This window comes from Pseudarthrobacter sp. MDT1-56, assembly GCF_059383555.1.
Genome location: NZ_JBWZCK010000006.1, coordinates 63227 through 85297, shown reverse-complemented (window position 1 = coordinate 85297; position 22071 = coordinate 63227). Strand labels below are relative to the sequence as shown.

16 protein-coding genes are annotated in these 22071 nt (G+C 65.7%); 8 read left to right on the top strand and 8 right to left on the bottom strand.

All coding sequences use genetic code 11. From position 1 onward, the window contains the following. The first annotated feature begins 13 nt into the window (after positions 1–13). The 3 genes from AC50YC_RS10090 to AC50YC_RS10080 all read left to right on the top strand — a co-directional run bounded on the left by AC50YC_RS10090 (position 14) and on the right by AC50YC_RS10080 (position 4919). Complete coding sequence (locus AC50YC_RS10090; RefSeq protein ID WP_494953403.1) at positions 14–712, top strand: CoA transferase subunit B; 699 nt, start codon at positions 14–16, stop codon at positions 710–712. Next, positions 709–1893 carry an acetyl-CoA acetyltransferase gene (locus AC50YC_RS10085; protein ID WP_494953402.1) on the top strand — a complete coding sequence of 395 codons (1185 nt, stop codon included), beginning with the start codon at positions 709–711 and terminating at the stop codon, positions 1891–1893. The genes AC50YC_RS10090 and AC50YC_RS10085 overlap by 4 nt, the downstream gene beginning before the upstream one ends. A gap of 212 nt (positions 1894–2105) precedes the next feature. After that, positions 2106–4919, top strand: coding sequence for a winged helix-turn-helix domain-containing protein (locus AC50YC_RS10080; RefSeq protein ID WP_494953401.1), 2814 nt, complete (start codon positions 2106–2108; stop codon positions 4917–4919). 10 nt (positions 4920–4929) lie between these two features. Here AC50YC_RS10080 and AC50YC_RS10075 read toward each other — a convergent pair whose 3' ends face one another. From AC50YC_RS10075 to AC50YC_RS10050, 6 genes are all read right to left on the bottom strand, one after another. Then, a complete protein-coding gene (locus tag AC50YC_RS10075; RefSeq protein ID WP_494953400.1) occupies positions 4930–5751 on the bottom strand; it encodes a hypothetical protein in 822 nt (273 codons plus the stop codon). A gap of 124 nt (positions 5752–5875) precedes the next feature. After that, the gene (locus AC50YC_RS10070) at positions 5876–8218 is read right to left on the bottom strand and encodes a hydantoinase B/oxoprolinase family protein (RefSeq protein ID WP_494953399.1); all 2343 of its coding nucleotides are present in this window, start codon (positions 8216–8218) and stop codon (positions 5876–5878) included. 63 nt (positions 8219–8281) lie between these two features. Further along, on the bottom strand, positions 8282–10408 hold the full coding sequence (locus tag AC50YC_RS10065) for a hydantoinase/oxoprolinase family protein (protein ID WP_494953398.1): 2127 nt from the start codon (positions 10406–10408) through the stop codon (positions 8282–8284). A 27-nt stretch (positions 10409–10435) separates the two neighbouring features. Then, positions 10436–10888 carry an acetone carboxylase subunit gamma gene (locus AC50YC_RS10060; protein ID WP_494953397.1) on the bottom strand — a complete coding sequence of 151 codons (453 nt, stop codon included), beginning with the start codon at positions 10886–10888 and terminating at the stop codon, positions 10436–10438. A gap of 37 nt (positions 10889–10925) precedes the next feature. Next, positions 10926–12854, bottom strand: coding sequence for a hydantoinase/oxoprolinase family protein (locus tag AC50YC_RS10055; RefSeq protein ID WP_494953396.1), 1929 nt, complete (start codon positions 12852–12854; stop codon positions 10926–10928). 299 nt (positions 12855–13153) lie between these two features. Next, complete coding sequence (locus tag AC50YC_RS10050; protein WP_494953395.1) at positions 13154–14011, bottom strand: 3-hydroxyacyl-CoA dehydrogenase family protein; 858 nt, start codon at positions 14009–14011, stop codon at positions 13154–13156. Between the two features lie 272 nt (positions 14012–14283). On the opposite strand from AC50YC_RS10050, the gene AC50YC_RS10045 reads away from it, so the two are divergent. The 4 genes from AC50YC_RS10045 (at position 14284) to AC50YC_RS10030 (ending at position 19524) form a co-directional block, all read left to right on the top strand. Further along, entirely contained in the window at positions 14284–14601 is a 318-nt protein-coding gene (locus AC50YC_RS10045) for an NIPSNAP family protein (RefSeq protein ID WP_494953394.1), read from the top strand. A 9-nt stretch (positions 14602–14610) separates the two neighbouring features. Further along, entirely contained in the window at positions 14611–17331 is a 2721-nt protein-coding gene (locus AC50YC_RS10040; protein WP_494953393.1) for a PEP/pyruvate-binding domain-containing protein, read from the top strand. A gap of 115 nt (positions 17332–17446) precedes the next feature. Next, on the top strand, positions 17447–18559 hold the full coding sequence (locus AC50YC_RS10035; RefSeq protein ID WP_494953392.1) for an alpha/beta hydrolase: 1113 nt from the start codon (positions 17447–17449) through the stop codon (positions 18557–18559). 26 nt (positions 18560–18585) lie between these two features. Then, the gene (locus AC50YC_RS10030; RefSeq protein ID WP_494953391.1) at positions 18586–19524 is read left to right on the top strand and encodes an alpha/beta fold hydrolase; all 939 of its coding nucleotides are present in this window, start codon (positions 18586–18588) and stop codon (positions 19522–19524) included. Here AC50YC_RS10030 and AC50YC_RS10025 read toward each other — a convergent pair. After that, positions 19521–20264: a glycosyltransferase family 2 protein gene (locus tag AC50YC_RS10025; protein ID WP_494953390.1), complete on the bottom strand. Its 744-nt coding sequence runs from the start codon at positions 20262–20264 to the stop codon at positions 19521–19523. The two genes, AC50YC_RS10030 and AC50YC_RS10025, sit on opposite strands and share 4 nt — an antisense overlap. A gap of 158 nt (positions 20265–20422) precedes the next feature. Here AC50YC_RS10025 and AC50YC_RS10020 point away from each other — a divergent pair, with 158 nt between their 5' ends. Continuing rightward, positions 20423–20626, top strand: coding sequence for a cold-shock protein (locus AC50YC_RS10020; protein ID WP_013599688.1), 204 nt, complete (start codon positions 20423–20425; stop codon positions 20624–20626). A gap of 171 nt (positions 20627–20797) precedes the next feature. On the opposite strand, the gene AC50YC_RS10015 is transcribed toward AC50YC_RS10020, so the two are convergent. Continuing rightward, entirely contained in the window at positions 20798–21931 is a 1134-nt protein-coding gene (locus AC50YC_RS10015; protein ID WP_494953566.1) for an acyl-CoA dehydrogenase family protein, read from the bottom strand. Positions 21932–22071 lie beyond the last annotated feature (140 nt).

The window sequence follows — 22071 nt, the reverse complement described above, 5'->3', positions numbered from 1 at the left end:
CAGGAGAATCATCATGGCTTGGACCCGGAATGAAATGGCTGCCATCGCGGCCGAAGAACTCAACGACGGCGACTACGTCAACCTCGGCATCGGCATCCCCACGCTGGTCGCCAACAACCTGCGCGAGGGCGTCCGCGTCGTGCTGCAGAGCGAGAACGGCCTGCTCGGCATGGGGCCCTTCCCCTACGAGGGCGAGGAGGACGCGGACCTCATCAACGCCGGCAAGCAGACTGTCACGGTCCTGCCCGGCGGCAGCATCTTCGACTCCGCCGCCTCCTTCGGCATGATCCGCGGCGGGCACGTCAAGGTCGCCATCCTCGGCGCCATGCAGGTCTCCGGCGACGGCGACCTCGCCAACTGGACCATCCCTGGCAAGATGGTGAAGGGCATGGGCGGCGCCATGGACCTCGTCGCCGGCACCCCGCGCGTGGTGGTCCTCACCGAGCACAACGCCAAGGACGGCACCGCCAAGATCGTCAAGGAATGCACCCTCCCCCTCACCGGGCTGAGCTGCGTGGACCGCATTATCAGCGACCTTGCGGTGTTTGACCTTGTGAAGAATGAACAAGTTGCAGGCGGCGGCCGGCAGCTCACGCTGACCCGGCTCGCCCCGGGCGTCACCGTGGAGGAACTCCGCGGGAAAACCGAAGCCCACTTCGACATCGCACCATCCCTCGACGCAACACCCACCCTTGAAGGAGCCACAGCATGAGCCTGCGCGAACAGTTCGGCAAAGACATCCTGCTGACCGGCTGGGGCCACAGCCGCTTTGGCAAACTCACGGACGAGACCCTCGAATCCCTGATCGTCCAGGTCGCCACGGAGGCCATCGGCAACGCCGGGATCGAGCCGGGCCAGATCGACGAAATCTACCTCGGCCAGTTCAACTCCGGCATGATGCCGCTGGCGTTCCCGTCCTCGCTGGCCCTGCAGGTCTCGGAGCAACTGGCCAACGTCCCCTCCACCCGGGTCGAGAACGCCTGCGCCTCCGGATCGGCCGCCTTCCAGCAGGGCACCAAGTCGCTGCTGGCCGGAACCGCGAAGACCGTTCTGGTGATCGGCGCCGAAAAGATGACGCACGCCGGGGCCGACGTCGTCGGGGCGGCACTGCTCGGCGCCGACTACGACATGGCCGGCACGGCTTCCAGCACCGGCTTCACCGGGCTCTTTGCCGAGGTCGCCAAGCACTACGAGAAGCGCTACGGACCGGTATCGGACGTGCTGGGCACCATCGCCGCGAAGAACCACCGCAACGGCGTCGACAACCCCTACGCCCAGCTCCGCAAGGACCTCGGCGAGGAGTTCTGCCGCACCGTCTCGGACAAAAACCCGATGGTCGCCGACCCGCTGCGCCGCACCGACTGCTCGCCCGTGTCCGACGGCGCCGCCGCCGTTGTGCTGAGCCTTGCCCCCACCGGCGGGGCCACAGCCCCGGTCCGGCTCGCCGGTTTCGGGCACGCGAATGATTTCTTCCCCACCGAGCGCCGCGACCCCACGGCCTTCAACGCGACACGGGTCTCCTGGCAGCGCGCCCTGGGGATGGCCGGCGTCGGGCTCGAGAGCCTCGACTTCGCCGAGGTGCACGACTGCTTCACCATCGCCGAGCTGCTGATGTACGAGGCCATGGGACTGACCGAACCGGGGCAGGGCGCCCGTGCTGTCGAGGAAGGCTGGGTCTTCAAGGACGGCAAGCTGCCCATCAACGTCTCCGGCGGACTCAAGGCCAAGGGCCACCCCGTGGGCGCCACCGGCGTCTCGCAGCACGTCATCGCCGCGATGCAGCTCACCGGCACCGCCGGCGGCATGCAGCTGCCCACGGCCCGCCGCGCTGCCGTGCAGAACATGGGCGGCGTTGGCATCGCCAACTACGTCAGCGTCCTCGAAGCCCTCTAGCAGGACCAACGCGGGGTCAGGTACGGTCCATTGACGCATCGGGAACGGACCGTCCCTGACCCCGCGCTGGCAGTGGTGCGGGCCATCGAGGGAGGGAGGCCGCACGGAGGAGCGGGCAATGGTCACCACTGTCTTTGATGCCGCGATTCCCATAGGATTTCAGCGGGCCACATGCATTTTCCGGCGACGGCCGGACCACAAGGAGGTGGCGGATGCCGACGGGACCACCCAGTGCATCAAGCAAGTTCCGCGCGCCCGAGCCGGTTGGCCAGTGGGTCCACCGCACGCGGCTGACCGATATGCTCCACTCGGACCGGAAACGGCGGCTTGCGTTGATCCACGCCCCGGCCGGTTTCGGCAAATCGACCCTTGCTGCCCAATGGATGGAAAGCCTCGCGTCCCAGGGCCTCGTCACCGTCTGGTTGTCCTTGGACCGGGACGACAACAACACCATCTGGTTCCTTTCCCACCTGCTCCAGGCAATCCGCAAAGCCAGGCCGGGGTTCGAGGAGGAACTACAGCAGTTGCTGGAGGAGCGGCCCGCCGACGCCGAACAGTACGTGGTCCCCGCCCTGATCAACGCCATCGACGAGGGCGGCCAGGACATCGTCATCACCCTGGATGACTGGCACCTGGTCACGGAGCCCAGAACCAGGGCCGTCGTCGAACGGCTGCTGGATGCCGGCGGCTCCCATCTGTCCTTCATCATCACCAGCCGCAACCGCTCGGGCCTGCCGCTGGGCCGGCTTATGGTGCGGGACCAGCTACTCGAGGTGGACGCCGTCGCGCTGAGGTTCGATGAAACGGAATCCCAGGACTTCCTCGTCGGCATCAACCGGCTCGATCTGGACGCGGGAGACCTGGCCAGCCTCCACCGGACGACCGAGGGCTGGATCGCTGCGCTGCAGCTGGTCTCCTTGTCCCTCAGGGACCACCGGGAGGCTTCAGAGCTGATCGAACGGCTCTCGGGCCGGCACGCCTCCATTGGGGAATATCTGGCCGAAAACGTCCTCGACACCCTCGATCCCGAAACGCTGGATTTCCTCCTGATGACGTCGGTTCCGGAACGGCTGTGCGCGGGACTGGCGTCCGCCCTCTCGGGCGTGGAACTGGGCCAGGCCATGCTGGAGAAGACCCAGGCACAGGATCTTTTCCTGCAGCCCCTTGACGAGGACGGCACGTGGTACCGCTATCACCACCTGTTTGAGGATTACCTGCGCCGCCGCCTGGAGCGCGATTACCCGGGCCGGACCAAAGAACTGAACCTGACCGCTGCCCGCTGGTATTCGGAAAACGGATTCCCCAGCGACGCCGTGGACCATGCCCTCGCCGCCGGGGACGTTGAGCTTGCGGTGGAAATCGTGGAATTCCGCGCAATGTGGCTGGTGGAACACTCCAGCATGTCGACCCTGTTGGCTCTCGTCGGCAAGATCCCGGCTGACCATGTGGCCGGGCAGGCCCGGCTCCAGACGGCGATAGCGTGGGCCCATACACTGCTCCACCAATCTTCAGCGGCGCAAAGTGCCCTGGACCGGGCCGAAGCCGTGATGCCCGCGGATGCGACCCTGACCGAACACGACCGCTTTGAACTGGGCGTCGAAGGGCTCGTTGTTCAGAGCTGCATCGACATGTACAGCGACAGAGTGAATCACGTGGAGGAACTGGACGAAAAATGCTTCGCCCAGGCGGATCTGCTCCGGCCCTGGATCGTCTCAGTGGCGGCGAACGTCTCAACGTTTAAGAAGATCCACGACGGCGAGTACCCTCTCGCTTTGGAACAACAGCGCTGGGCCGCGAAGTTTCACGGCCTCACTTCGGGGCCCTTCAGTGGCGTGTACGGGCAGTGTTTCGCGGGGCTTGCCGCCTACGCCCTGCTCGATCTGGACAGCGTGGACCAGCATTTCACGGCGGCGGTGGAACTCGGCCGGAGTAAGGCGGGGCGGTACTCGCATGCGGCGCGGCTGGCCGGAGCGATGATGGGCCAGCTCCTTTATGAACGCGGCGAACTCGACAAGGCCGAGAAGTTACTGGAAGAAACCCGCGAGCTGGGTTCCGAAGGCGGGGTGGTGGACTTCATGTTGTCCACGTACGCCACGCTGGCAAGAATCAAAGCTCTCCGGGGGGACACCCCGCGGGCCCGGGAAATACTCGACGAAGGCGATCTGGTGGCCGACAGCCTCGGCCTGGACCGGCTCAAACTGGTCATGAATCTGGAACGCGTGCAGTTGGGAATCAGTCCCCGGGCCATCCACGCCGAACCCCAGGGTGACGTACTGGGAGCGGCAGCTGCCCAGGAAGCGGCGGACAGCACCGGACCGCGGCTGGAAGGGCTGGCCGAGACCAAGCACCAGATCCAGCTGGCCACGCTGTTGCGGTCCGCCATTGCTGGCTCCGGGCAGGAGGGCACGGACTCCCCCGGCAAACCGGACACAGTGGAAGGCGCCCGCCGCTTGCTCCCCCGGGCAGCAGCCTATTTGGGGCCGAGGGCGGAACTTAACGCCCGTATCCTGCTGGCAGCCGCGCTTGAACAGGCGGGGAACCGCGCGGAAGCCGAAACGACGCTGTGGCCGGCCCTGGAGACGTGTTCCCGGCTGGGCCTGGTCCGGCCCGTGCTCGATGGCGGGCCGGGCTGCCTCGAGCTGGTGCGCGCGATTTCGGCCAGGCTACGGCGCGAGCCCGCCCCGGAGGGGGCCAGCCACGAGTTACCGCGCTTCCTCAGTGTCCTCATCCGGCTCGATGCCCAGGCCAGGACCAACCGCGATGCCGGGTGGTCTGCAGAGGCGGTCACTCCCACCACCGGCCCCGGCACCCCGTCCGTTCCGGAGCCGGGCTTGTCACAACGCGAACAAATGATCCTGCGCCTGGTCGAGAAGGAACGGTCGAACCGCGAGATCGCCCAGGAGCTGCATCTGGGCATCGACACAGTCAAGTGGTACCTCAAGAGCCTGTTCAACACTCTCGGCGTCAGTGATCGAAGGGCCTGTGTGAGAGAGGCCCGACGCCGGCACCTGCTGCCGTCGAAGTGACCAGGGGCAGTTACCCCAGGGTTTCCAGCCTGGCTAGGACGGCCTCCGGCGAAGCGGCGCTGGGGATCTCGCCCAGGTAGAAGTCCCCGGCGGGGAGTTCCACGTCCGGCTCCAGCCAGAACCCTGCAGGAATATAGACGCCAACCGCAGCGTCGCCCTGCAGGCGAGCCTGGTCGTCGTCGAGCTGCCCCAGCGTCCAACGGTAGTTGCCGGCCAGATTGGCAATCGGGGTGTAGGCCTCCAGCGGCACGTGCACGCCGCTGGAGGCGCCGGCCGGAGTCCGGTTGTCCAGTAAGAGTCCTGCGATGGGCAGCCCCGCGAACGCCCGCAGCCAGTCGCTGACGTACATGGAGGCGTTCTCGGCATTGTCGGCGTCGAGGTCGCTGGCGTCGTCCGCGCCGGAGAAATGGTGCGTTCCCGTGAGCCAGGCCATCGGCGACGGGAATCGCAGCACCACAGGCTGGCGGGCTGTCTTGGCGAACACGGTAACGAAGTCCAGCACCGCCCGGTTGAGGTCATCCTCAGCCAGCAAAGTCTTCAGCGCGAAACCTGTCCGGGCCCTGGCCGCCATGGCGGTCTCGAGCGCGCTGTTGCCGGCGGTCAAATGGCCGTACAGCCGGTGCAGGTCCAGGAGCGCCACGTCCGGGCGGAGCAGCCCCTGGGCCTGGGCGAAGAAAGCCGCGTAGGCGGTGGCGTTGTCCCAGGGGACGGGCCGGCCCCGCAGGATCACGGAAGCTGCGTACTCGTGGTGGTCGAGTACCACTGCTTTCGGCCGCCCCGACGGAGGGGAGGCAACAACGTTGACGAGGGTGGTGGCAGTGGAAGTGGGCATGACGTCTTTCTCCAAACTTTTAGCTGATAGAGGCCTTCAGCGCCGCACTGTCCGGGAGTGGGAGGATGCGGCGCTGAAGGCTTCTTGAGTTGCTGCGTCCCGGAGCGGGATGAGCCGTAGCGGGCTAGGACTTGCGGTGGACTACTTCCCCGTGCTTGAGTTCGAGCTCGCGGATTCGGTCCTCCAGCGCGCTGATCTTGACTTCCCTGCGGTCCGGAAGCATGATCAGCGGCAGCTTGTCGATGGTCGCTTTGACCCGTTCCGGCCCGTTGTTGGTGAAGTGGGTGGCGGTCAGCTCCTCCGTATCGTCGCCCCATGACCCGTAGTAGAGCAGGTCCTTCGGGGGCTCGGCTTTCACGTAGCCCTCAAGGAACTCCTTGTACGGCTTGCCGCGGGCGATCCGGGCCTGCCGTGAGTCGTGGCGCAACTGGGTGGTTGCCTCCTGGTCCACCACGAACGTCTCGGGGTCCCAGACGACGCCATAGATGCTGGTAGCGACCTTCCGCGAAATACGGCCGAGCTCCAGGTCCTTGGCCACCGCTTCCGGATCCCGTTCCAGGACGTCGCCGTACCCGCCGCCGGAGCCCTGGGCGATCATGTACATCTCGCCGTCCTTGGCGACGTCGAACTGCAGCCCCATATGGGAAGTGGTGTATTTACCGCCCTCGTAGGGCTGCTCGTTCATGATCCGTTCCATGGACAAATCGAACTTGCTGGAATCCTTGCGGATGACGTCGTAGATGTTGATGCCCTTGACCATGGCCAGCGGCGTCGTGCTGCAGCCGTAGCCGCCGAACATTCCGGTGACGGACGAGAACTTGGATCCCGAGGTAACGGTCATGAATCCCCACATCGGCGTTCCCTCGGCGGCAACGATCATCTCGTAGCCCATGCCGCCGCTGTTCTTGCCGAAGCCCTGGTTGTCACGGACGATCCGCTTGCTGACCAGCTGCATAAAAGGAACTTCCTCTTCCATGACTTCCTGTTCAGCAGTGTCGGCCATGGCACAGAACAACGGTGAGACGGCGTCTTCACCGTCGCGGAATGCCTTGGCACCGCCGCCCATGCCGTTGAGGTCGGCACACAGGTTTCCTACCTGGTCGCCGTGCTGGGTCAGCCCTCCCCACAGGAAGGTGTTGATCTGGTTGAACCACGGAGCCAGGACATTGGAGAACTTCTCCGGGTTGGAGAACTGCATCTTGGCAAAGGCGGTCTGCAGGGCTGAGAATCCACGGAACGACGCCTGCAGCGATTGCCCCATGGGCGCATCGTAACCAGCGTCGGCCCACGTGTGTTCGTCCGAGATGATGTCGATGGGCGACATCGCCGAAGTGCAGCGGGGCAGGTCAGGCCACCAGAACGCCAGGATCGCCTGCATCATCATCGACTTGACCGAGCACAGCGGGGAGTTGATGGCCCGGTTGAGGATTTCGGGACCCGTCCCCCTCAGGTCCACCGTCATTTTGTCACCCTTGACCGTCACCTTGCAGGCGAACTTGATCAGGATGTTCTCCTTGAGCGTGGAATCCATGAACTGGTTGAAGGACACGGTCCCGTCCGGCAGTTCACTGATGCGGCGCTTGACTTCCTGCTCCACGTCTTCAACGGTGACCCGCAGGGCGGCGACGAAGGTCTCCACGCCCACTTCGTCGATGATGCTGTCGACGCGTTCCTGGATGCGCTGGACGGCACCGATCTTGACCTTGAGGTCAGCCAGTTGCAGCTTGGGGTCGCGAACGGAGTGCTGCAGGAATGTCAGCAGGTCCCGGCGCAGATCGCCCTTCTCAACGATCTTGAACGGGGACATCCGGAGTCCGTCGTCGAACGGGGTCTCGGAGCCAGAGGGCATTCCGCCGGGCTCGCAGGCTCCGTTCTCGCCTTCGTGAATGGTCGCGGCCACCCAGGCGATGATCTTTCCCTCGCGGAAGATCGGCATGATCATGGACTGGTCCGTGTTGTGGACGTTTCCGTACCGGGCATCGTTGTGGATGAATCCATCGCCGGGGTTGATCCCCACCGTCGGCTCGTCCTTCCAGTACTTCATGATGTAGCGGATCGGGTGATGCAGGATCGCCGAGAACGCGATCACACCGTGGCAGGACAGGTAGGTGACGTCCCCTTCGGCGGTGTAGATCGCCGTCGTCAGGTCCCCCCATTTGGCACCGGGAGCGGCACCCATGGCCTCGCACATTTCGTAGCCCTCATCCAGGGCACCGGCGAGGCGCTTGCGGATGCGGTCCACTTTGATGGGGTCCACGCCCTTGGAGATGCACTCGTCCTCGTAGGCGGAGCGCGAAGTGATCTGGTGGCTTCGCATGATGGCCGGGTCCGGGCCGAGGAAGAGGGTCGTTTCGTCCATGAACTGGTCCACCCACTGCTGCTCCTGGGCAGTCAGCGGCTGCGAAGCGTCTCCGGCTGTATCTCCGGCTCTGCCGGTGGTGCTGTTTTCATTTGCTGTAAGCGTCATTGCTGTCGAGCTCCTTCAATGGGATTAGCTGGAAGGTCTGGATGGGATCCGTGCGGCACGGGATCAGTCTTTGAGGAACCACACGGCTCCCTGGGATGTCGGTTCCAGGCGCCAGCCGGGTTCAACCAGGTAGGTGGTGTTTTCCGTGGTGACGATGGCCGGGCCGTGGATGACGTGTTGGTGGTGGAGGGCCTCGGCGTCGTACACCGGGGTATCCACAGCTCCGTCGATCTTCACGAAGTGGACCTGCCGGGTCCCGACCGGGCTGGGCATGGTCCTGTCATGTCCGGAGTCGATCGAATCGAACTTGACCACGTCCCCGTCCACATAGGAGGACACCCGCACGGTCTGGGCCCGGATGCCGGCCTCTGGAGCCTGGCTGCCGGAACCGTAGCGCCTGCCATAGATATCCGAGAACGTCCGGATCAGGTGCAGCACGTCGGCGACGCCGTTCACACGGTTGATGTCGAAAACGACGGCCGTGGTCACCAGCTGATTGCCGTAGCGCATGTCCATTTCGAGGCTGTAGCGGATGTCGGCGGCGTCGTAGCCCTGACGGATCAGGTCCTCCTTGCCCTTGGCTTCCAGTTCCTGGATGACACTGTTCAGCTCGTCGTAGCTTCGGTAGAGGCTGCGGTCCGTGGGGTTGTACAGCACCACATGGGAGCCGCGCTCATGGATGTGGAGGGGTTTCATGTTGCCGGCGCCGCAGGCCGAGAACACCGAGGAAAAGGGCGGCGCGAGGATCCTGCGGATGCCGGCGTGATCGGCAATGCCGCAGGCGTGCAGGGGGCCGTTGCCGCCATAGGCCAGCATGGTGAAGTCTTCCGGAAGGTATCCCCGGACCCGCAACTCCTTTGCCATTCCGATCGCCATCTGCTCGTCGACCGCATTCTTGATGATCTTGGCGACCTGGATGGTATCCATGTTCAGGTCATCAGCGAGGACCTCGTCGATCGCGTAGACGGAACGCTTCTTGTTCAGCTTGATGTAGCCATTGGCGTAGTTGTCCGGATCCAGGTACCCCAGGACCAGGTCAGCGTCCGTGACTGTGGGCCGGAGGCCGCCGCGGTCGTAGCATGCGGGGCCCGGATCCGAGCCTGCTGATTCCGGCCCGATCTGGACCGCGTGGTGGATGCGGTCATAACTGGCGATCGAACCGCCTCCCGCACCCAGCGTCAACAGGTGGATCATGGGAACCGACACCAGCCAGCGGCCGATGGTCGGCTGGAAGTCGTAGTGCTTGACTCCGCCTTCCGGGACCAGGCCGATGTCGAAGGACGTGCCGCCCATATCCGTCGAAATCACGTTTCCCAAGCCGGTGCTGTGCGCCAGGTGCTGGGCAGCGCCCACGCCGGCGATAGGTCCGGAGTGGATGGTCTGCAGGGCATCCGTCGAGTTGGACTGCGCCATACCGCCCGAGTTGTGGATAACAAGCATGGGCTTGTCGTAGCCGGACGACCGCAGGTTGTTGGACAGCTGCCCCAGCGCGTGGAACATGATCTCGTGCAGGAACGCGTCCACGATCGTCGACGTCGCCCGGACATACTCGCCTTTGCGGCCCGACACCTGGCTTCCCAGCAGGACGGGGATGGCCCCGAGCTCGTGGGCCGGGTACTCGTCCAGGATGATCTCCAGGATCTGCTGCTCATGGACCGGGTTTTCGGTGGAGTTGACCAGGGAGACCACGATCGCTTCCGCCCCGGCGTCCACGAGTTCGCGCACCTGGGTGCGGACATCGTCTTCCATCAGCGAAACGACGACATTGCCGGCCGAGTTGATTCGCTCCTTCACCGACCGGATCATGGCGCGCGGCACCAGCGGATCAGGGCGGGTGGCATCAGGCATGTTCTGCTGTTTGGAAGGGTCCAGACCTTCGCCGTAGCCACGGCCGCGGGAAAGCGGGATGGTGTCCTCGAAGCCGTGCGTGACCAGGGCACCCACACGGGGGCCTTTGCCTTCGATCAGGGCGTTGGTTCCGAGGGTGGTGGCGTAGCGGACGGAATCGACTTCCTTCAGGACGAGGGCCCGGTCCAGTCCGGCGCGTGAGCAGGCGAGATCGAGTGCTTCGTTGAAGCCTTGGGCCAGGTTGTGGTGCGTTGTGAGCGCCTTTGCTTCAACGTACTGGTCTTCCCAGGCAAAAAAGCAGTCGGTAAATGTGCCGCCGATGTCGACGGAGATTCGTTTCATGACCAGTGGTCTCCTTTATTCCAAGTACTAGCTGAACGAATGGGGGGAATGGTTGTGTGTGTTGTATGAGCCGAGGGCCGGGGTGAAATCGGCAACCGCCTCTTCGCCGGGGCCGTAGTTGATGGCGACCTCAGGCTTGGTGCCCCGCTTGTTCCATGTTTCGCGGAGTGAGTCGATGTCCCACAGCATGTCCACCGTCGGCGGGTGTCCCGGCGGGACGTACTCCGTTTCCAGCTGTGTTCCGCAACCCGGGCAGTAGAACTCGAGGATCCGGCAGAAGGTGGGGTCCGGAGCGAACGTGAATTCGTACTTCTCCGGGTCCAGGATCGACTGGTGGATTTCCGTGGGGTCCCGGTCGTAGACCAGCGTCCCCTCCTTGTAGTTGCCCCTGGCCTCGCCGAGGTCCTGGTTGCATACCTTGCAGTTCCACCGCTCGGTTTCGAGGTCGATGATCAGATATTCCGTCATTGGAATTCGCATAGCGTGTCTCACCTGTTTTCTGGCTGGTTGTGTGGGGTCAGTTCTGGATGGTGTCTGTGAGCATGAGGTCACCGGAGACCGTCACATCGAAGACCCAGCCATGCGGCACACGGGCCGTGAAGTAGGGGCCTTCGACGATTGCGGGGCCCGACGCCGATGCCCCGGGCGCTTGGCTGTCCAGTTCGAAGACCTGCACCTCGTCCACCTTGTCCACGGCGGAGCGGACCTTTCGGGTGGAGGCGGCGACGGCGGGCGTCTTCGCCACTGATTCGGCCCGCCGGATCGATGCGTGCGGCAGTTCGTACCGGGCGGTCAGGGTCAGCATGGTGTTGTGTTCGCTGCTGCCCGGCTGCGGGTCCGAAGCCAGGTACGGCAACTCGGACACGAGCTGGCCGTCAGCGTCTTCCAGCACCACGTTCCATTCGAGCCGGCAGTCGGCAATTTCGTGGCCCTCCTGGAACATGTCCCGCGTTGCCCGGGCCAGCAGCATCGCCTTGGTTGCGCCGAAGTTGTCCGCGTCCATTCCCGCGACATTCGCCTCATAAGTCTGCGCAATGTCAGAAAAGCCGATTCCGAAGGCCGAGAAGACCGCGGCCATCTTGGGCACCAGGACACGGCGAACACCTGCGATCCGCGCCGCGCCACAGGCGCTCATCGGTCCGGCACCTCCGAACGCAGCAACCGTGGTGGCGTCCCCGTCCTCAACGTCGGCGGCAAAGGATTGCGACATGCGTTCGAAGTAGGCGGCCTCCATCCGGATCAGGGCGTCATTCAGGGTGATCCCCAAAGGTTCTGCGATGACTTCGGTGATCACTGCGCGGGAGCGTTCCGCGTCAAGACTGAAACCTCCATCGAGGTAGGTGTCCGGATCGAGCACGCCGAGAAGCAGATTTACATCCGTGATAGTGGCCTGCTTGCCCCCAAAACCAAAACAAGCAGGACCTGGTGCCGCTCCAACGCTCTCGGGGCCGACTGTAATGACGCCGTCGCGAACGGCGATGACCGAACTGCCTCCCACGCCGCTGGAGTGGACGTTACTCATCTCGAATGACACCGGAACTCCCTGAATGGAGCCTCTGCGATCCGTCGAGATGGTCGAGTTCTTGACCGAGCCGACGTCCGTGGTGGTGCCGCCGACGTCGATCATCAGAACGTGCGCGAGTCCATACGCCTCCGAGAGCGCCTTGGTTCCTTCCAGCCCGCCGCGGGGGCCGGAAGAGTAGGTCTTCAACGCGACGGACTTGGCCACCCGTGACGAGGCTCCGTCGTTGCGGTAGATGAGGAGCGGGTTCTTGACCTTGTGGTCCCGCAGCCGGTGCTCGGTGTTGTAGAGGAACCGCTCCATGGTGGGATGCAGGAAGGAGTTGATGATTCCGGACCACACCCGGCGGGCCTGGACGGCGTCGGGCGTGAATTCCCAGGAGAACAACATGGGGACCGAGCCCAGCAGGTGGCGGGGGAACTTCCGGAGCAGAACGCCTTTGACGGCCTTCTCCTTGTTGCGGTCCGCCATGGCGATGACAAGCCGTGCGGCGCCGTCCGTCGTCAGCCGGTTGACATGCTTGACGATGTCCTGGGAGAGCTCCTCCACGTCCTGTTCAGCGTTGATGACTGCCACGCGGGTGCCGACGAGGTCTTCGAACAGCTCAGCTGCCGCCCCGCCGTTGCGGAGCTCGCCGGCCAGCGTGGTGCTGTCTGTGAGGATGCCGATCCGGGGACCCTTGCGCTCCACGAGGGCATTAGTTCCCTGGGTGGTGGAGTACCGGATGTGACGGGTTGAGTGCAGCAGTCCGGGGAGATCCTCTTCGCCGAAGATTTCCTTGGAGGCTTTGGCCATTCCGTCGAAGAGACACTGGGAGAGGTCAAAGGGCGTCGTGAGGGTCTTCGTGAACGAAAAATTCTCACCGTCCCAGACACAAATATCGGTCAGCGTCCCACCGTTGTCGATGTTAATGAGCCGTTCCATTGATACTCCTTTGTATGTTGAGGCGCGGTGACACCAGCGGCGTATTCCTCAACTTGTGACTGTGATCCAAGCCACATTGAGGACTGGTCTCAGTGTGGCTCAGCAGCCGGAGTGGCCCGCAACCACCTGACCGGGTGGACTATTCGGGGCATGGGCGGCTACCCGGGTGGGTGGCGGGATGCGGACCAGACGAGACTGGCCGGCGAACACTGCAGAACCCGGGCGGGGCTGGACGGCGGAATTTCGTTAGGGATCTGAACCCGACAGCTCAGTCGCCCGGGTGTGTCCGGGCCAGGGGCTCAGGCGTAGTTGTAGAAGCCGCGGCCGCTCTTGACCCCGAGCCAGCCCTTGGCGATGTATTCCTCCAGCATGGGGGCCGATTTGTTCTCAACCCCGGCCAGCTCGCAGTAGTGGTTCTCGATGTCCAGGACCGCGTCCAGGCCCACCTCGTCCATAAAGCGGAAAGGGGTGATCTCGGATTTGAAGAGGTCAGCGAACATGGCGTCCACGTCCCGCGGCTCCGCCACGCCCTCGGCGACGACCAGAAGCGATTCGCGCTTGATGGCTGCCCAGATTCTGTTGAAGATGAAGCCGGCACTCTGCTTGCGCACCCGATGCGGGACCAGCGCGTACTTGGGCAGCTCGGCCAGGAGCAGGTCGATGATCCCGGGGTCGGTGTGGCCGCTGGACATCAACTCCACCGAACGCACTTCCGGCGGCAGGTAAAAGTGCATGTTCAGGACACGCTCCGGGCTGTTCACGCCGCCGATGAATTCGGAGGAAGCGAACGAGGAAGAGTTGCTGGCCAGCACGGCATCCGGGGCTGCCAGCTGGTCAAGCTCAGCGAAGATGGCCTGCTTGAGGCCCAGTTTGTCAGGCACCGACTCGACCACGAGCCACGAATCCCGCAGGGCGTCCGCGAGATTGTCGCTCGCCGCGAGCCGGACCGCCGGGCTGCCCCCGAGCTCTTCCACGGCGCGGTGGCGCTGGGTGGCGACGTACTCGAGCGCGGCTTTGGCTACCGCGAGGCTTGTGTCGTAGACACGCACTTCGGCGCCCTGGAGCGAAAGCATCAAGGCGATGCGCCGGCCCAGGGTTCCGCCGCCAACAACGGTAATGGGCCGGTCCGCGATGTTGGCGGGGAGCGTGTACGTCATGTCAATTCCTTTCAGGAGGCTGCCAGCGCTGCGGCGGCCAGATGGGTGCGGTTCGCGCTGGTGCCCTTGGCGATCAATACAAGGGCAGGGACAGCGGAAGCACAAGGGCCGAACCGTGCGCGGTCCCTCCGGGAGACCGCCCGGCCCTGATTGGACTGCCGAACAACCTCCTGAACAGGCGCCTTTACTGCCTCTTAAACTGGCTCTTGTTCTGCCACGGCGCGGGGTCTAGCGTGAAGCGCATCAGCATCCGCCGCCGTCGAGGAGCCGTCATGGCCAGGTTCGTGCAGATCATCGAATTCCAGACCTCCCGCATCGAGGAAATCGAAGCGCTGGGCCGGCCGTCCAGGACGGAGGGAAGCACCCCACCCACCTTCCGCCGGATCCTTGCCACAGCGGACCGCGACCGTCCCGGAACGTATCTCACCCTCGTCGAGTTCGATTCCTACGACTCGGCCATGGAGAACTCCGCGCGGCCTGAGACCTCCGAGTTCGCCGCACGGATGGCGGCCCTCTGCGATGGGCCACCGGTGTTCCGCAACCTGGACGTGATGTGGGAGGACACCGGCAGTCCAACGGACCTTCCGTAGGGGCCCGCCATGGATTCTGCGCGTCCTGACCCGTCGGCCGGCAGTTCCCGCGCGGGACCCCTCGTGCTGGACCTCAGCGGGACGGGCACGGCCCCCCTGCACCTGGTGGGCGGCAAGGCCTTGAACCTGGGCAAACTCCTGGCGGCCGGCATGCCGGTGCCACACGGGTTCTGCCTGACCACCCTCGCCTACGAACTGGCGGAACCACCCGGACTCGCTGCCCTCGCGGCCGAACTCGATGTGCCGGCATCCGGGGCAGGTACGGCAGCATCAGTGGCAGCGCCGGGCACATTAACGCCGGGCATGGTGCCCGGGAGGGCCCGGGCACTGATCGCGGAAGCGCCGATCCCGCCGGAGGTGGATGCCGCTGTCCGCGCCGCGTACTCGGAGATGGGCGGAACCCTGCCGGTGGCCGTCCGCTCCTCCGCCACGGCAGAGGACCTGCCATTCGCCAGTTTCGCCGGCCAGCAGGACTCCTACCTCGATGTCATCGGCGCCGACGCTGTGGTCGAGGCGGTCCGGCGCTGCTGGGCGTCGCTCTGGAGCGACCGGGCGGTGGCGTACCGGTCTTCCTACGGGATCAGCAACCGTGACGTGGGGCTCGCCGTCGTCGTCCAGGCCATGGTCGACGCCGCCACGGCCGGGGTGCTGTTCACCGCGAACCCCGTTACCGGGACCCGGACCGAGACGGTCATCAACGCCAGCCCCGGCTCGGGGCAGGCCGTGGTCTCGGGGGCGGTCAACCCGGACCAGTTCGTGCTGGACACGGCTTCCGGCCTGGTCAGGCTTGAAACGCCGGGAGGGACAGGCCCCGGACGCGGCCCGGTCCTGAGCGAGCCCCAGCTGCGGGACCTCACGGCGCTCGGAGACCGCGTCCAGCGCCTCCTGAGGGCGCCGCAGGACATCGAATGGGTGATCGATACCGCCGGCGGCATCTGGCTCACCCAGTCACGGCCGATCACCACGCTGTATCCGCTGCCCGAGCCCGCGCCCGAAGACGCCGGCTCCGGCGCCCCGGCCCCCACCCGGGTGTACCTGTGCGGCACCCTGTTCCAGGGGCTGACCCGGCCGATCACGCCGCTGGGGCTGGCTGTCCTTGAGCTCATGCGCAACAACAAGGGCCCCTGGCGGTACGTCAACCCCGGGATGCGGATGTACGTGGATCTGACGGCCGTGGTCCTCAACAAGTCCGGCCGCGCCTACCTGCTGCGGTTGCTTCCCCTGGCGGACGGTAGATCCGGCGCCGTCCTCCCGGCACTGCTCGAAGATCCGAGGTTCGGCATTGTCGGCCACCCGTTCCTGGAAACCCTGCGCAAGCCCAAGGCCGGCCACCGCATCCCGCCACCGCCCCGACGCACCGGCAGCACCGAAAAAACAGCCAGCCTCGGCCTCATCGCGGGGCTGCTTCCCGCCATGGTCCGGGCCGCTATCTCGCCCGCCGCGGAGCTGCGGCGGGCGAAAAACTACGGCAGGGAGCTCGAATCCGAGCTCCGGCTGGGCGAGCCCGCCAGCTCCGCCCAGCGGCTCGAACACACCGAGCAGATCCTGGGCCGTTCGGTTGATGGACTGATCCGGGCCACCCTCCCGGGCCCGTCCGTTGGCTACATCATGCTGGCCGTGGCCCGGCGGCTGCTGCGCGGCATCGCCCCACCCCGGGAGCTGGAAGCTGTCCTGCGCGGCCTTCCCCACAACATCACCACCGAGATGGACCTGGAACTCTGGCAGCTCGCCGTTTCCATCGGCGACGACCCGGTGTCGCGCGGGGAATTCCTGGCGAAACGGCCCGAGGTGTTGTCCACCGAATATCTCGCCGGCACGCTGCCGCCCCAGGCCCAGGCCGGGGTGCGTGGCTTCCTCGCCCGCTACGGCCACCGCGCCGTGGCGGAAATAGACCTCGGTATGCCCCGCTGGTCCGATCAGCCCGACCACATCCTCGGCATGATCTCCAACTACCTCCGCGTCCAGGACCCGGAGCAGGCTCCCGACCGGCAGTTTGCCCGGGCAACCGAGCATGCGGAGGACAGGATCCGCAGCCTGGTGGAGCAGGCGCGGGCGCGGAGCCCCTGGCGCGCACGGGCGCTGGCGCTCAGTCTGCGCCGCGTGCGGCAACTGGCGGGGCTGCGCGAACTGCCCAAGTTCTATATCGTGGCTGTGCTCGGCGAGATGCATCGGCAGCTGCTGCTGGTCGGGGCGGACATGGCCTCGGCCGGCACAATCGCCGCCGCCGATGACGTCTTTTTCCTCGACTTCGACGAAATCCGCGTAGGCCTGCGCGGCGCGGACCTGCACGGCATCGTCGCGGACCGCCGTCGGCTGTACGACGTTGAACTGCGACGCCGGCGCATCCCGCGGCTGCTGCTGTCCGACGGCACCGACGTCGAGGCCGCCATGACGGCGAAGTCTCCGGCGACCGGGGCCATGACCGGGACGCCGGCGTCGGCAGGCACCGCCACCGGACGGGTCAGGGTGATCGTCGACCCGGTGGGCGCCCACCTGGAACCCGGCGAAATCCTGGTGGCCCCCTCGACGGACCCCGGCTGGACGCCGCTGTTCCTGACAGCCGGCGCGCTGGTCATGGAAATGGGCGGAGTCATATCCCACGGGGCCGTGGTGGCCCGTGAGTACGGCATCCCGGCCGTCGTGGGCGTTCCGGACGCGACCACCAGGCTGCAGACGGGCCAGACGGTCACCGTCGACGGCGCGGCGGGCACCATCCGCGAGGAGCCGTGACCCGGACGTGCAGTGCCATGGCCCCTGGGATGCCGTGCCGCCGTCCACCGGGCTCCGGGACAGGGCAGGCTGGCCTCACAGCTGTAGCACAGCTGTGCCAGATAGAATCTGTGTCATGACCACACCGGCCCACCAGCCAACGCAGTACGAGGCGTCCTTGCAGCTGGCCCGGCACCGGCCGCAACAATCCGTCGGCACCTTCGCTCTGGCCCGTAAAGCGCGGAACATCCTGCGGCGCGTTCCGGTGTGGACCTGGCGGGTGCTGATGCACTCGGTGAAGGCCAGCGAGAACTCCCGTTTCAACGTCGACCCGATTACCGGCGTCGAATACTTCCACGACATCGATTTCGTGGGCGATGGCATCAGGGCACACCGCCTCGACGTCATCACCCCTCACCCGCCCGGCGGCTCGACGGCGGCGCTGCCCGTCTACGTGTACTTCCACGGCGGCGGCTGGACCTCCGGGGACAAGGCCTCGCTGACCAAGTACTGCGCCAGCCAGGCCGAGGGCGGCATGGTGGTGGTCAACGTGAAGTACCGGAAGGCTCCGCGTTTCCAGATGGCCCACGTCCTGGCGGACGCCAACGCCGCGCTTGCCTGGGTCCGGCAGAACATTGCCGGCTATGGCGGCGACGGATCGCGCATCGTGCTGGGCGGCGACTCCGCCGGCGGCCAGATCGCGGCGCTCCTGACCGCAGCCAGCTTCCGGCCGGAACTGGCGCGGCACCACGGCCTGACCCCGGCCGTACCGGCGTCGGACTTCAAGGGACTGGTCCAGCATTGCAGCGTGGTGGACTTCTCCGTCTTCTTCGACAAGGGCTTCGTACTGAGCCTGAGCTTCATCCGGATGCTGCTGCCCGGGCTCCGTTCCGGCGGCAGGAACCGCGGCATCGGCGCGGGTCTGCGCGGCGGCTTCGGCAGCAGGTTCACTGGCTCCGGTCCCAGCCGGCTTGAGGCCCTCCGCGTGGGCGCAGGGTTCCTCTCACCGATCGAGTGGCTGGATTCCCGCTTCCCGCCGGTCTTCGTGACCACTTCGGAACGGGACTTCTTCTATGCCGCCAACATGAACTTCATCGCCCGGCTGCACGAACATTCCGTCCCTGTGGACAGCCTCATCTATGACTGGGACAACTCCAACACCGAGCACACCTGGCAGCAGAACTTCCGCTACCCGGAATCGCAGGAGGTCTACCGCCGGCTGCATGCCTTCGTGCACAAGGTGGCCTGAGGACCGCACGGGACTATGTTTAGTCCATGGTGTCTGCCGACAGCAACGCACAGAGCGACCAGGAACCTGAGGGATTCGGGTCGGCGCTGGTTGACGAAGCCGCCCGCCGGGATGCCGCCCTGGGCGACGTGGACTGGGCTGCCCTGCCCGACGGTGCCGTGCGCGGCACCTTCAATGCCCCCAGCGGACCGCTCGCCACCCTGTCCATGGGCACGCCCGGGAATCCTCGGGTGCTTTTGATCCCCGGTGCCACCGGATCCAAGGAAGACTTCGTGCTGATGCTGCCCGAGCTCGCCGCGGCCGGGTACTTCGTCCTGAGCTGCGACATTGCCGGCCAGTACGAATCCGCCGCGGCGGGCCCGGAAAACCTCGTGCCTCCGCGCGCGCACTACGATTACGAGCTGTTCACGAACGACCTGCTCGCCATGCTCGACGCCGACGACGGGGCTGCGCACGTCATCGGGTATTCCTTCGCTGCGATCGTCGCCCAGGTGGCCTTCTCCCGTCGGCCGGAAAAATTCCGCAGCCTCACCTTGCTCAGCTGCCCGCCCGAGCCAGGCCAGAGCTTCCGCGGCGTCCAGCGCATCGGACGGTTCAGCGGCTGGGCCAGCCCGCGGGTCGGCGCCGCGCTGATGATCTGGGGCATCCGCGTCAACGTCGTGCGTGTCCCGCCTAACCGGATTCGGTTTGTGAACTACCGGTTCCGTTTCACCCGCCGGAGTTCCGTTCGCGACATCGTCGGGCTGATGCAGCACGCGCCTGACCTGAGAGCGGTCCTGGCGGAGGCGTCGCTGCCGAAGTTCGTCGCCGTCGGCGAACACGACCTCTGGCCTCTGGCGATGCACCGGCGCTTCGCGCAGTCCATCGGCGCGCGCATCGCGGTGTACCGGGGCGGGCACAGCCCGAGTGAGACCTCGCCGCACCAGATGAGCCGCGACCTGACCGCGCTCTACGGATCCGCCTAGCGCGGGTGGTCGCGTTCCCATTGACGGCGGCGGCGGCGCCGCCGGAACGGGCTCTCCTGTTTGAACTCGACACCGAAAGTGGTCCACGCCATCGACAGCCGGCGACCGACGGAGTGCCTGTCCGCCAGCGGCCGCGCGGAGACCTGCACGCGCAGCGTGGGATCGCCGATCACTTTCACTTCGGGCGGGATCTGGTAGGAAATGTCCAGATCATCGTGGACCGGCGGATGGCACCGATGCACTGAGCCCCGGATCCGGTCCCAGACGTCCGAGCGCAGGGCGAAATCCGAGCCAAACAGCGGAGGATGACCCAGCAGCCATCCGATGGCCCAGAAATATCCGGGAATGTAGACGCTCGCGCCCACCCACCGGGCGAACCGGGTTTCGCCGTAGAAATCGGCGGGGCCGGATACGGCGGACAGCGGGCCCGCCTCCTCGAGGATGGCTTCAACCCGTTCGAGCCAGTCCGCGGGCGGGACCGAGTCCGTGTCCAGCCTGGCAATCAGCTCGGAGCGGGCCGCGTCGAATCCGTACGCCGTGGAGGCGGCGATACCCGGGAGTTCGACGGCGATCCGCCGGGCCCCGGCGGCGGCGCAGACCTCCGCGGTGTTGTCCGTACTGGCGTTGTCTATAACGACGATTTCATCAGCCGGACGGGTCTGCCGGGCGAGGGCCGCGAGGCAGACGGCGAGCATGTCAGCGTCGTTCCGGGTAGGGATAACCACCGAGATTGTTGTCATATTGCCCCGACTATAGTCCGGGGGCGGGACGAAATGCCCCCGTTGGACTCTTGCACCAAGGCCCCCGGCCCCGTAGGTTGGGCAACAGCGGACGAATGTCTCCGCAGCCGTTGGCCTCCGGGCCGCCGGAGATCAGCAGCATTTCAGAAGGATATGGCATGGCTACAGGCACAGTTAAATGGTTCAACGCCGAAAAGGGTTTTGGCTTCATTGCCCCGGATGACGGGTCAGCCGACGTTTTCGCCCACTACTCGGCAATCGCCAGCAGCGGCTACCGCTCGCTGGACGAGAACCAGAAGGTCGAGTTCGACGTCACCCAGGGTCCGAAGGGCCCGCAGGCCGAGAACATCCGCCCGCTCTAAATACTCCGGATAGCAGCACCGGCCAGCCGGCCGCCATGCTTTCCCCAAGACCACAAACGCCCCCGTCGAGGGTTCCTCGGGAGGGGCGTTTGTCGTCGGGGGCGGAATGCGGTCAGCCGGCGTGGACCCGCGTCCTCCGGGTCACGTCCGGTTCCGCGGGTCCTTGCCTCCCTAGACGAACGCTGACTTCCCGGTCACGGCCCTGGCCACGATCAGTGAGTTGATCTCGTAGCTGCCCTCATACGTGTACAGAATCTCGGCATCGCCAAAGAGTTTGCCCATCTCGTAGTCGCTGCTGATGCCGTTGCCGCCCATCAGCGAGCGCCCCATCGCGACCGATGCCCTGGCCAGCCGGGTGGTCGTGGACTTGGCCATCGCGGCCTGGACCATCTCGAGCTTTCCGTCCTCCTGGATCCTGGCCAGCTGCGCCATCAGCGACAGCGACGCGGAAGCGTTGCCCAGAATCTCGGCCAGCTGCTGCTGGATCAGCTGGAAGCGCGCCAGTTCCTTGCCGAACTGCTTCCGCTCCAGCGAATAGGCGCGCGCGACGTCGAACGCGGCCAGCTGGATGCCGGCGGCCTGCCAGCCTACCCAGGCGCGCGAATCGCGCAGGAGTTCGTTGGCTTTGGAGAAGTCGGTGGCCCCGGGGAGCAGGTTGGACTCCGGGATGCGGACCTCGTCGAGCACGATATCCGCGTTCTGCATGATCCGCAGCCCGATCTTGTTCGCGATCTTGGTGGCCGTGTAGCCGGGGCGGTCCGTCTCGACGATGAAGCCCTTGATCTGCTGGTCCGCCACATCCCGCGCCCACACCAGGGCGAAGTCCGCAATGGTGCCGGCGCCAATCCAGCGCTTCGCACCGTTGATGACCCATTCTCCGTCCTCCAGCCGTGCCGTGGTGGCCAGCCCGCCCGCGATGTCCGAGCCGTGCTCCGGCTCGGTCAGGGCGAACGCGCCGATCTGGGTCAGGGCGGTGAGCCCCGGAAGCCAGCGGGCCTGCTGTTCCTCGGAGCCGAGCTGATCGATCATGCCGACGATCAACTCATTGTGGATCCCCACGAGGGCTGAGAGGGACACATCGGCGCGGGCAACCTCGACGTACATGAGGCCTTTGAACAGCTTGGACGTCCCGTCCGTCTGCAGGCCGCCCAGGCCGTACTTGCCGAGCTCGGCGAGCAGCCCGAAGGGGAACTCCTCACGGTTCCAGTAATCGATCGAGGCCGCCCGGATCCGGGACTGGAGGAAGTCACGGATTTCCAGGTAGCGGGACTGCTCCTCCGGGGGAAGCAGGTCGACGATGTACATCAGATCGGCGTCCGGGAAGGGCGGAGCCGCCACGCCCTCAAGCGCTGCTTCATCCTCGGTGACCCTCTGTCCGCTGGCACGTCCTTGTGGCTGCACGGGCATGTATCCCTTCGTAGTGATCCGGTCATGAACCGGGTCGG